This is a genomic window from Planktosalinus sp., assembly GCF_059864935.1.
This window is the reverse complement of record NZ_JCBCCK010000212.1, coordinates 1-10909: the sequence shown is the minus strand read 5'-3', so window position 1 is coordinate 10909 and position 10909 is coordinate 1. Positions and strand designations below refer to the sequence as shown.

11 protein-coding genes are annotated in these 10909 nt (G+C 37.7%); 1 reads left to right on the top strand and 10 read right to left on the bottom strand.

The features are described 5' to 3' along the window. Nucleotides 1-125: 125 nt before the first annotated feature. From obgE to AC6F75_RS07565, 9 genes are all read right to left on the bottom strand, one after another. The gene (gene obgE, locus AC6F75_RS07605) at nt 126-1133 is read right to left on the bottom strand and encodes a GTPase ObgE (RefSeq protein WP_500714377.1); all 1008 of its coding nucleotides are present in this window, start codon (nt 1131-1133) and stop codon (nt 126-128) included. Between the two features lie 111 nt (nt 1134-1244). After that, nucleotides 1245-1817 carry an adenylate kinase gene (locus tag AC6F75_RS07600; protein WP_500714376.1) on the bottom strand — a complete coding sequence of 191 codons (573 nt, stop codon included), beginning with the start codon at nt 1815-1817 and terminating at the stop codon, nt 1245-1247. A gap of 4 nt (nt 1818-1821) precedes the next feature. Further along, entirely contained in the window at nt 1822-2352 is a 531-nt protein-coding gene (hpt, locus tag AC6F75_RS07595) for a hypoxanthine phosphoribosyltransferase (protein ID WP_500714375.1), read from the bottom strand. Nucleotides 2353-2508: 156 nt separating this feature from the next. Then, on the bottom strand, nt 2509-2901 hold the full coding sequence (locus AC6F75_RS07590; RefSeq protein WP_500714374.1) for a response regulator: 393 nt from the start codon (nt 2899-2901) through the stop codon (nt 2509-2511). A gap of 180 nt (nt 2902-3081) precedes the next feature. Then, nucleotides 3082-4365, bottom strand: coding sequence for a YaiO family outer membrane beta-barrel protein (locus tag AC6F75_RS07585; protein WP_500714373.1), 1284 nt, complete (start codon nt 4363-4365; stop codon nt 3082-3084). Between the two features lie 3 nt (nt 4366-4368). Next, on the bottom strand, nt 4369-5823 hold the full coding sequence (locus AC6F75_RS07580) for a glycosyltransferase (RefSeq protein WP_500714372.1): 1455 nt from the start codon (nt 5821-5823) through the stop codon (nt 4369-4371). Continuing rightward, nucleotides 5820-6890 carry a HEAT repeat domain-containing protein gene (locus AC6F75_RS07575; RefSeq protein ID WP_500714371.1) on the bottom strand — a complete coding sequence of 357 codons (1071 nt, stop codon included), beginning with the start codon at nt 6888-6890 and terminating at the stop codon, nt 5820-5822. Before AC6F75_RS07575 ends, AC6F75_RS07580 begins: the two co-directional genes overlap by 4 nt. Nucleotides 6891-6977: 87 nt before the next feature. Then, nucleotides 6978-8138: an alanine racemase gene (gene alr, locus AC6F75_RS07570; protein WP_500714370.1), complete on the bottom strand. Its 1161-nt coding sequence runs from the start codon at nt 8136-8138 to the stop codon at nt 6978-6980. Further along, nucleotides 8129-9280, bottom strand: coding sequence for an amidohydrolase (locus AC6F75_RS07565; protein ID WP_500714369.1), 1152 nt, complete (start codon nt 9278-9280; stop codon nt 8129-8131). The genes alr and AC6F75_RS07565 overlap by 10 nt, the downstream gene beginning before the upstream one ends. Nucleotides 9281-9415: 135 nt before the next feature. On the opposite strand from AC6F75_RS07565, the gene AC6F75_RS07560 reads away from it, so the two are divergent. After that, nucleotides 9416-10096 (top strand): HAD-IA family hydrolase, encoded by a 681-nt coding sequence (locus AC6F75_RS07560; RefSeq protein ID WP_500714368.1) that lies wholly within the window; start codon nt 9416-9418, stop codon nt 10094-10096. Between the two features lie 2 nt (nt 10097-10098). Here the strand turns inward: AC6F75_RS07560 and AC6F75_RS07555 are convergent, their stop codons facing one another. Next, complete coding sequence (locus AC6F75_RS07555) at nt 10099-10710, bottom strand: SET domain-containing protein-lysine N-methyltransferase (protein ID WP_500714367.1); 612 nt, start codon at nt 10708-10710, stop codon at nt 10099-10101. Nucleotides 10711-10909 lie beyond the last annotated feature (199 nt).

Below are 10909 nucleotides of genomic sequence, written 5' to 3'. Positions count from 1 at the left end.
CCTCCCCCTAAATCCCCTTCCCACAGAGGGGGACTTTTTTTTGTATAAGATAGCTTTTCATAAACTACTAATCAATGCTTAATAATTACCATATTTATTTGTTAACTTCAAGCTTATATGACATTTTATTCTTCCGCGTTAAGCATTTTCCAAAGTTTGTCTTTCAGTTCGGTTAAACCCTGTTGTGCTACAGCTGAAATAAAGAGGTAAGGTAAACCTTTAAACTGTTTGTCCAGTTCTGATTTCATTTCGGCTTTGAGCTCTTCATCGAGCAAATCACTTTTTGAAATGGCTATTAAACGTGATTTGTCCAGTAATTCGGGATTGTATTTTTTGAGTTCATTGAGAAGAATATCATATTCTTCCCTAATATTTTTTGAATCAGCCGGAATAAGAAACAACAATGTAGAGTTTCTTTCAATGTGACGTAAAAAGCGATGTCCCAGTCCTCTGCCTTCAGCTGCCCCCTCGATGATTCCTGGAATATCTGCCACTACAAAGGTTTGAAAATCGCGGTACTCAACGATTCCAAGATTGGGTTTTAATGTGGTAAATTCATAATCGGCTATTTTGGGTTTTGCCGCAGTGATGACTGAAAGCAGGGTTGATTTCCCCGCATTGGGAAAGCCTACCAGACCCACATCAGCAAGAATTTTGAGTTCCAATGTAACATCTGCTTCCTGACCGGGAATGCCGGGTTGTGCATAACGCGGGGTTTGATTGGTGCTTGTTTTAAAGTTCCAGTTGCCCAATCCGCCTTTACCACCTTCAAGTAGGATTTTTTCTTCTCCGTTTTCGGTGACTTCGAAGATAATCTCCTGAGTTTCGGTATCTCTAAATACCGTTCCCAATGGCACATCAATATAAACATCTTCACCGTCTGCACCTGTGCTCCGGCTTTTTGAACCGTGCTCACCGTGACCGGCCCTTACGTGTCTTCTGTATTTTAAATGTAATAACGTCCAAAGGTTGTCTTTACCTCTCACAATAACGTGACCGCCACGTCCACCGTCACCTCCGTCAGGACCACCTTTTTCCACAAATTTCTCACGGTGCAAATGTGCAGAACCTTGTCCTCCCTTTCCGGAAGAGACGTGCATCTTTACGTAATCTACAAAATTGCCCTCAGTCATTGTTTTTGGTTAATGGTTAATTGTTTTTGGTTTGTTTCTTGTTTCTAGTTGAGCCGTAATATATTACGGCTGTACTTTGAGGTTTCAGGTTTGGAATTTGGAATTTGGAATTTACAAGTTATCAATAACTTTATTGAGTCTTTCTGTGATTTCTGCGATGCTACCTACACCATTCACGCCAAAGTACTTGTTTTGTTTTTGGTAGTAGTTTTTCAAAATTGCGGTTTCGTTATAATAGACTTTTATTCGGTTTCTGATGATTGACTCATCAGCATCATCGGCCCTGCCGCTGGTTTTTCCTCTTTCGAGTAATCGTTGCACCAAAACCTCATCATCAACTTCCAGCGCAACCATTCCGCTTACTTTAGTGTTTATTGATTGCAGCAGGTTTTCAAGAGCATCAGCTTGTGCTTCGGTTCTGGGGAAACCGTCAAAAATAAACCCGTTTACTCCTTCATTTTTTTCAACTTCAGCTTTTAACATATTGATGGTTACTTCATCGGGAACGAGTTGGCCTTTGTCCATGTAGGATTTGGCAAGTTTGCCCAGTTCGGTTTCATTTTTTATGTTGTACCTGAACACATCGCCGGTTGAAATGTGAACGAGGTTGTATTTGTCTCTTAAAATTTCTGCTTGTGTTCCTTTTCCGGCTCCCGGAGGGCCAAATAATATGATATTTGTCATTGATTTATGATTTTAATTGATAGACTTCCGGAAGGTTTCGCCCCAAACCGTCATAATCGAGGCCGAAACCAACGATAAACTTATTGGGGATTTCCATTCCTATATAGTCTATTTGTATATTCTTTTTATAAGCTTCAGGTTTAAAAAACAGTGTGGCGGTTTTGATGGATTTTGGTTTAATTTCATTCAGTACTTCCATCAAATACTCCAGGGTGTGACCGGTATCGACTATGTCTTCAACTATTATAACGTGCCGGTTTTCAATATTTTCATTTAAACCAATCAAATTTTTCATTGTTCCGGTGGTTGATGTTCCGTAATAGGAGGCCAGTTTTGTAAAACTTACTTCACAATTCCCCGGGTAATTTTTCATCAATTCGCCTAAAAACATAAAAGCCCCATTAAGCACCCCAAGGAAGATGGGGGTTTCTTCTTTATAATCAATTGAAATTTTATTGGCAAGAGTTTTTATTGCCTGATTAATTTCTGATTCACTGATAAAAGGAACAAAAGTTTTGTCGTGAAGGGTTATCAAAATTTGCTATTAAAAATGAAAGTGCAAATTTAAGAAATATAAGGTATTAAAATTGATTAATATGAAGTTAATATTTTTTAGATTTTTATAAAAATCACAAAAGGCCCAGGAAATTTCCTGAACCGATTTTTAACTTAATATTGAAGCGTATTGCAGTTAAATCGCCATTCTGATTTCTTTCTTCGTGAGCAATCTTTTCACACGCAGTAAGAACTCATTTGGATTAAAAGGCTTTGCAACAAAATCATCTGCACCAAGCATAAAAGCTTTGGTGACGGTTCCTTCTTCTTCACCAAGTGCTGATAAAACAATTATGGGAATGTGCGGGAATTTTTCTTTGCAAAAATTTGTGACCTCAAGGCCAGATTTTAATGGCAACATTACGTCGGTAACTACCAAGTCAGGCTGTATGGTTTCAATTCGCTCAATGGCATCTAAACCATTTTTTGCTGTAGAAACAGCATAGCCTTCTTTTTTCAAGATGAAATTCAGGATTCTCATAGTTAAAAGATCGTCCTCAACTACAAGGATTTTTTCAACATTATTCATAGGTTATGTAAATTTGGGTTTTACACTTAAAAGCGCTTTTCGGGCAAAAAACACTTTACACGGGGCTAATTTAGCAAAAAAAAGGAAACCTGCAACTTTTTCTTACCCTAATATCAGCTAAAAAATACTATTAATCGATATTGTGTATTTTTTTGTAGGAATTTTTGAAGGTTAATAAAATCAAAATCTATAATGCAACATAAAAAAGGCTTCAATTTCATTTTGCCAATTTTCTTGAATATACTCTTGCCGATTATAAACCACTTGAATTCCACTCAAAAAGTGTTTATTAAACTGCCTGTAGTAACCGGCACCAATTCTATAGGAATCTAGGGCTATACGCTGATTTAAATCGGCCAGCACGACTCGTTCATCGGGCGAAGTGCCATATCCCAGTATGAAATTAACATAATCAAACCGGGTGTTGTAGTAATAGCGTGTTGTGAGAGTAAAAGCAGGGTAAACCTCTTCATTTTGCAGCTGAAAAAATGACCGAAGATGAATCCAGTAAGATCCCACATATTTTCCTAAACCAAGGTTAGCTCCGGGAATATTGGTCTCTGCAACATAAGTATAGCGAAGTCCGAAATCAACTTCCCAGCCTCTTGACAGGGTTTGAAAATAAGTAGCTCCTAAACGCCATTTCGGAAAAACCTCATCATCTGAATAGGCAGCGGTAACATTGGCATAGCTTTTATCGCCCGTAAAGAAAAAGGTTTCGCCTTCAAACTGCAGGCCTTCAATGAGCGTTGTGCCCTGAGATCGTCTGTTTGCATAATTGACTCTTCCCAACACAGAGCCCCATTTTCTTTCACCTATGTACTGCACAGTTCCCAAATGCCAGGGGCCTATTCCATCACGATCAAAGCTTGTCAGACTGTATTGAAGGCCAATTCTATCGCTATTATACCTGGAGTCAAGCCAAAAAACACGCTGCCTGATTTCAGGATCTTCAGGATATTTTTTTGAAAGTTCTTCCAGAAAATTCCGTTCGCCCTCAAAATCATTAAGCAATTGAAAGTATTGAAGTTTTTTCATCCAAAATGTTTTATTCTCGGGATGATGCATAATGGATTGTTCAATCACAGGTTTTGCCCCTGAAAAATTTTCAGCTTCAAATTCTAAATTGATTAAATAGAGAAAAACCTCTTCATAGGCTGTATTTTCAACCAAAACCCTCTTGAAATAATACCTTGCGCTGTCACTGCTTTTTGTCAGTTGGTGTACTCTGCCAATGAGCACCTGAAAATCAAGGTATTCTGGACTTATTTTTTTGCCCAAATGGGCTTGTTGCATTGCCAAATCATACTTTCCCTGCTTAAGCGATTCATATCCTTGAATAAGCAAACTATCTGTATTGACCTGTTGTGAATGACCTGAATAGCAAACGGAAACAAAAAAGAAAGAAAAAACTATTTTCAATTTGAGTGTGATTACCAAACTTCTATTTTTTTGACTTACCATAACTTATTTTTTTATTTCAGTAAACCCTTTTCTAACCATTACGCCCCACTTGGCCTCTTTTTTAGTAAAGAACTGCCAGTATCCTTTTATTGCTGCTACCACAACAACCGGATGATACACCAAAGGTTCAATCAGTGCCATTCCTATGAGCTTAATGACTTCCCTGACATTTGCATAGCTTTTGTAAAGCAGTTCATCGAGTAAAATTGATATAATGGTAATATTAATATAAAACAGGTAAACAAAAAGCATTGTCCATAACAAAAATTCGTAGTTGATGAACCCGACATAAAAAAAGGACAGGATCAAGCTCGTTAAAATTAATAGCAGGCCGAATGCTTCAATAATGGGTGCTAAAAACTCAAAGAGGAAAAAATATGGCAACGAAAAAAACGAAGTTCGGCCATATTTCGGATTAAAAAACATCTTGCGGTGTATAAACAGTGTATCTACCAATCCTCTTGCCCATCGAATGCGCTGTCGCATCAGGATTTTCAAGTCAGAAGGTACTTCAGTCCAGCAAAGGGACTCGGGGATGTAAGTGATTTTGAATTTTTTCTTTTTGTCATACATCACTTTTCGCATTCTGATGATTAATTCCATGTCCTCACCAATTGAAGTATGCATAAACCCACCTGCTTCTATGGCAACTTCTTTATCAAAAATCCCCAACCCTCCGGAAACCAGTATCAGGCTGTTTAACTGGCTCCAGGCCATTCTCCCGAAAAGAAATGCCCTTACATATTCCAGCTCCTGAAACATAGGATACCATTTCTTTGGAAAATGTACTTTTAACAGAAACCCCTCATTTACTTTGCAGGAATTTGAACTTCTGATTGCCGCTCCGGCAGCGATGACCCTTGTTTTGCTTTCAATAAAAGGTTTAACGAGCTTTACTATTGTGTTAGGTTTTAAAATACAATCAACATCAGTACACAAAAACAAAGGATATTGCGACGAATTAATACCGGCATTGGAAGCATCAGCTTTTGATTTTCTATTTTCTTTATCAACCACCAACAGTTTTGAGTACACCGGGTTTCTGGATTTATAGTGACCTCTAATTGTAGCTGTGGGTATGTGTTCCTGATAATAAAATGGCACTTTTTCCAATTCAAATTCATCGATGAGTTTTTGTAAACTGTCATCTGAACTTCCATCGTTAACAATAATCACTTCAAATTTCGGATAAGAAAGTGAAAGCAATGACTTTACATTATATACTATGGTTGCTCCTTCATTGAAAGCAGGCGCAACTACTGATACCCCAATGGCTTCATTTGATTTTATGAGAACCTCCTCGTTGATGTAGTGTTTCATCAGGACATAACGTCTGATGGCATAATAAGACAAAAAAGCAAAAATTAAATAGGAAATAATATAAAAGCTGGCGTATCCGGCAATAAACCATTCGTATACACTAAGAAACTCAACTAAAAAATGATAGACCTCCCTCATATTAATGCTGAATTAATATGTGCTTTCATTCGTTCTATTTCCATATCCATCATAAAACGTGTATCAAAATAATCAGGGTCAACAGATTTAAGGCATTTCAACAGTTCCATTTTAATGTCTTTATCCAAATCCTTTCGGTTAAGTGCTTTTGAGATAAACGAAACTGTTGGCTCACTTCCTATTAAAGCAAGTGATTTAAGAATTTCAACCTTAAGCCGCTTTTTCTCCAAATCAAATCTTTCTTGCAAGGTTTCTTCAGCATCAATTAAAAACAATTCACGAATGGATAAAATAGCCTCTTGCCTGACCCTAAATTCGCTGTGACAAAGTAAACTAATGATTTTTTCAGAAGAAGCTGTGTCGTTGTAAAACACCATCACTTTTAAACCCAGAATGACGATTGATTCGTTTTTTGCTTCCAGCCATTCAGCAATATTTTTTGGAATAGGTTCCTTTTTCATATAAAACACATCGATCACTTTATACTCATTCACACTTGAAATTGGAAAAGGGTAATCAACCAAAAAATCAAAAGGTTCTGTGGTAAGATATAAATGTGCAATAAAAGCATTGGAGCGCAAAATTTCGTTTTTTGAGGAAATGTATGGCTTAATATACTTCTGGCCGTGAACAAAGTTCAATGACTGAAAATGGTTGATTCCTGTGCATTTGGTGTACCAAAATGGGCTTTTAATGAGTTTCAGGCTGTGTTTATGTAAGCCAAAAGCCATGTATATATCCCGAACCTGATATATCAAATCGCCTTTTAGGCTTAGACTCAAGTCAATAATGGAGGAAAGTAACAGCTTTCTAAACCATTTTTTACGAAAAGGAAACTCAGCCTTGATTTGTTTCACTTCATTTTCCAAAGCTTCACCCTGCAGGCCCATAAAAGTGAGTTCAGTAAGTTTTTCTGTTATTTTGGGATTGTAAACTCGTTTTTTATAGGAAATATAAGCATAATTAAGTCGGTTGTAAACCAGCATTAATGCCAAAAAAATCAACAATACAAATAGTATTGGAACCATATAGTATTGCAGGAAACTTTCTAAAAATTCTTTGGACATAAGGATGCTTACAACTAGTTATAAAAACGTGTATAAACTTAGCCTAAACAAATCAAAATGACAAAGTTTAAACACAGAATTCTGAAATTAATCAACAACCTTCCTGGGAATGTCTGCCGGCAATCTGGTGAGCATTTCATAATTAATTTGGTTGCTGAATTCACTAAAAGAACTCACGCCAATTTCCAGCTCCCCTTGTTTGCCGATTAAGACAACTTCGTCACCTTTTTCGACACCTTCTAATCCGGAAATATCAACAGTCAACATATTCATATTTACGATACCAATCACCGGCACCCTATGTCCTTTGATCAATACCCTGCCAAGATTACTAAGCGACCGACTAAATCCGTGACTATAGCCCACCGGTAGAGTGGCAATTTTCATAGACTGACTTGCCATGAAAGATGTACCATAACCAATAAAATCACCTGTTTTGACTTGTTTAGTATCCATTACTCTGGTTTTCCATGTCAAAAGTCTTTTAAGGGGGTCTACTTTTAATTTGGCTTTTTCCAAATAATGAATCAACACTTCCTTGGTAGGGAAAAAACCATATTGAACAATCCCCAACCGCACCATATCGCCTTGGGTTTGCGGATATCTTAAACTCGCCGCAGAACAAGCCGAGTGGATAGTGTTTGGGGTTAACCCAAAGGCTTTAAAATAATTTTTCACCCTTCTGAAATTTTGCTGTTGCTGTTTGATCCTGTAATAATTAGCGATTTCTTCGGCTCCGGCATAATGTGTACATAAGCCTTCGAAAATTAAATTTTCTGAATTGGTTTTTAGGGTTTCAGCTACTTCCTGCCACTCATTCACGTCAAAGCCGGTGCGGTGCATTCCTGTTTCGGCTTCAATGTGGATTCCGGCTTTTTTTCCACTCTTTTTAGCCAAACCAATGGCCTGATACAATCGGGGAAGGTCAAAAACATAAAACGAAATGTCATTTTCAATTGCCCACTCCAACTGCTCGTTTTCCACATAACCCATGATCATAATTTCACTTTTCTTTTTACTTGCCTTTTGAACTGCAAAAGCTTCGTCTGCACTAAAAACCGAAAAATGATTGATGCCCATTTCTTCCGCAAGGGGCACAAACAATTCGACAGAATGCCCATAAGCATTTCCTTTCACTACAGAAGATATTTTAACCCCTTCGTTCAGCGTTTTTCTTAAAAAGTCAAGATTGTGCTTATAAGCTGACTTACTGATTTCAATTTGACAAGTATGAAAATTTATGGGCATGCCAAGTGGTTTTTGCAAAGTTCGTAAAATAGTTGTGCTCCGGTGGGTATCAAATCATCCGGAAAATCATAATCGGGATTGTGAAGTGCGGGGCAGTTTTCACCGGCACCAATTCCGAAAAAAGCGCCTTTGTATTGCTGAGTAAACAACCCAAAATCTTCTCCCCATTTGAAAGGCATTTGAAGTTTGGCAACTTTAAGGTTAAGACCATCAGCAACTTTTTTGATTTGCTCGACAGCTTTTGGGTGATTTTCACAAGCTTTAAATTCTTCGATGTATTTGAAACTTAATTTCAACCGGTGTTTTTTTGCTAAAGAGATTATGAAGTTTTCAATTTTCGCTTTAAGCTGTTCCATTTCTTCCTCTGTCCAGGCGCGAATGGTAAAACCGAGTTTAGCTTGTCCGGCAGAAGTTCCGTAAGCTTCACTTCCCAAGTTGACCTGAACAGGAGTAACTACAGCAAAATCATCACGCTCAGGTGAATTGTTAGACCAGATTGATGCCTGCAAAAGTAGCTCAGAAACGGCTAAAGAAGGATTGATGCCGTGCTCAGGCTCTGCAGCGTGTGCGGTTTTTCCTTTTAAATCAACAACAAGACTAACGACAGATGCCGTAAATAAATCATTTTTTAAGACCACTTCATGCAATGGAAATCCCGGAAGATTGTGTAAACCAAAAACCCAATCGGGCTTAATCTCTTTGAATTTCTCGTCATTTAAAACAGCAGCTGCACCGGCACCAATTTCTTCAGCTGGTTGAAAAAGCAAAACAACTTTCCCTTTTTGGGGCGGATGTTTTGAAAGCAACGTTGCCAATCCCAGCAAAATTGCCGTATGGCCATCGTGACCGCATTTATGGGATACTCCGTTGATAGCTGATTTGTGTTCAAAATTATTGTCTTCTTCTATGGGAAGCGCATCCATATCTGCCCTGAACAATACATTTGGGCCATTATTTCTACTGTCATAAACCGCTACAACACCATAACCTCCAACAGAAGATATTATTTGAGAAGGTTTGCATTTTTCCAAAAAGGCGATTACTCTTTTAGACGTTTCTTTTTCATCACCGGAAAGTTCGGGGTGGGCGTGCAATTCTTTTCGAAAAGTAATCAACTCTTTTATTTCCTGGCTTTCAAGCATAGTTCCATTTCTAAAAAGCTATAATAACAAAAATGCTCCAAAGATGCTAAGGAATTAAGAAATATATAGGAAAGCTCTTGTTAAAAAAGTCGTTTAAGAAATGGTAGTTATTTACTTTTGCCAAAACTCTTTTTGATGTCATTAAAAGCAATATTATTTGATATGGATGGTGTGATTGTGGACACAGAACCCCTGCACCACAAAGCCTATTTTCAAATGTTTTATGACAGGAACCTGGAGGTAACAGACACGATGTACCACAGCTTTACCGGTCAATCCACTCTAAAAGTCTGCCGGCAGTTGTGTGAACATTTTCAAATAAATGTTGACCCACAAGAACTCGTTTTGCACAAACGCAGAAAGTTTCAGGAGCTGTTTATCAATGATCCGGACCTTGCGCTTATTTCTGGGGTAAAGGAACGCATTGAGGAATACTATGAAAATGGGCTTACACTAGTTCTGGCATCTTCAGCGTCTATGGAAACCATCAATGCTGTTTTTGATCGTTTTAATTTGAACCCCTACTTTAGAGAAAAACTAAGCGGTGCCGATTTAAAAGCCTCAAAACCACATCCCGAAATTTTTATAAAAGCAGCTCAGGCCGCGGAAGAAGAAAGGCGCAATTGTGTGGTTATCGAAGATTCAACAAACGGCATTCTCGCTGCAAAAGCTGCAAACATCGCTTGCGTGGGTTACGACAGCGTCCACTCAAAAAATCAGGATTACAGGCTTGCAGACAAAGTAATCAATCATTTTGAAGAAATTGCATTGCCTGAATTCAAACAATGGTTTATTGAGATAAACAAGTCGGGATAGATTTATATTGACTTACCCAGTTCCAGTTTATTTTCCTCAAAATAACAGCTCAGGATGGAAAGCATTTCCTCTTTGCCGGCAGCAATTTTCTCAACCTTTTTCCAGACTTCTTCTGAAATAAAAGGTCGTAACGGTTGGTTTAATGATGTAATCAAAGGAAAAACAGCTTTCACTTTTTCATCCCATTCTTTATGATAGCGCACCAAGTCATCGGGGTAAACAATTTTTCGTTCTGTGCCTTCGTCTTCGGCTTCAAAAGGTTCTGAAATATTTAAATAACCATAATCATCCGTTAATTGCTCACCGGGATGAATATCGCGAATAGCCACTTCAAAATCATAGGCCGTGCTGATGCAATTGGCATTAAAACTGTGGTTGACATAGCGACCAAAATCCCAGCAAAAAACAAAATTCCCCCGGTTGTTTCTATAGGTATAAAAGTCAAGTATTTTTTGGTATTTGGCATCCATTTGAGCAATTTCCTGAGGAGTAAATTCCCTGTCCATAGCATCTAAAGCCCAAGTAATTGTGCCTTTTGGAATAAATTCTTTTGCCACCACCCCGTAGCCGATTTTAGGACTGATAAAACACAATTCCGTTTTTGGAAATATCATAAAATTTTTTGGTTATAAGAGTTCAAAGGAATGAAATTTTTTGATTCAAAATACAGCGTGAAAAAAATAATTTAATTTCGCTTTAGCGAAAGAAAAGTATCGATTATATGTCTTTAGATTGCTTTGCGATTTGTTTTTATTTGGTGAGCTTTTCAATATACTTGATTTGGCATCAATAAAATTTCTGTACTTCTAACTT

Bases quoted from the DNA above. Each gene is read 5' to 3' on its own strand.
- AC6F75_RS07565 (WP_500714369.1), bottom strand. From the start codon at position 9,280: ATGCTTGAAAGCCAGGAAATAAAAGAGTTGATTACTTTTCGAAAAGAA.
- obgE (WP_500714377.1), bottom strand. From the start codon at position 1,133: ATGACTGAGGGCAATTTTGTAGATTACGTAAAGATGCACGTCTCTTCC.
- alr (WP_500714370.1), bottom strand. From the start codon at position 8,138: ATGCCCATAAATTTTCATACTTGTCAAATTGAAATCAGTAAGTCAGCT.
- AC6F75_RS07600 (WP_500714376.1), bottom strand. From the start codon at position 1,817: ATGACAAATATCATATTATTTGGCCCTCCGGGAGCCGGAAAAGGAACA.
- AC6F75_RS07575 (WP_500714371.1), bottom strand. From the start codon at position 6,890: ATGTCCAAAGAATTTTTAGAAAGTTTCCTGCAATACTATATGGTTCCA.
- AC6F75_RS07590 (WP_500714374.1), bottom strand. From the start codon at position 2,901: ATGAATAATGTTGAAAAAATCCTTGTAGTTGAGGACGATCTTTTAACT.
- AC6F75_RS07580 (WP_500714372.1), bottom strand. From the start codon at position 5,823: ATGAGGGAGGTCTATCATTTTTTAGTTGAGTTTCTTAGTGTATACGAA.
- AC6F75_RS07585 (WP_500714373.1), bottom strand. From the start codon at position 4,365: ATGGTAAGTCAAAAAAATAGAAGTTTGGTAATCACACTCAAATTGAAA.
- AC6F75_RS07560 (WP_500714368.1), top strand. From the start codon at position 9,416: ATGTCATTAAAAGCAATATTATTTGATATGGATGGTGTGATTGTGGAC.
- AC6F75_RS07555 (WP_500714367.1), bottom strand. From the start codon at position 10,710: ATGATATTTCCAAAAACGGAATTGTGTTTTATCAGTCCTAAAATCGGC.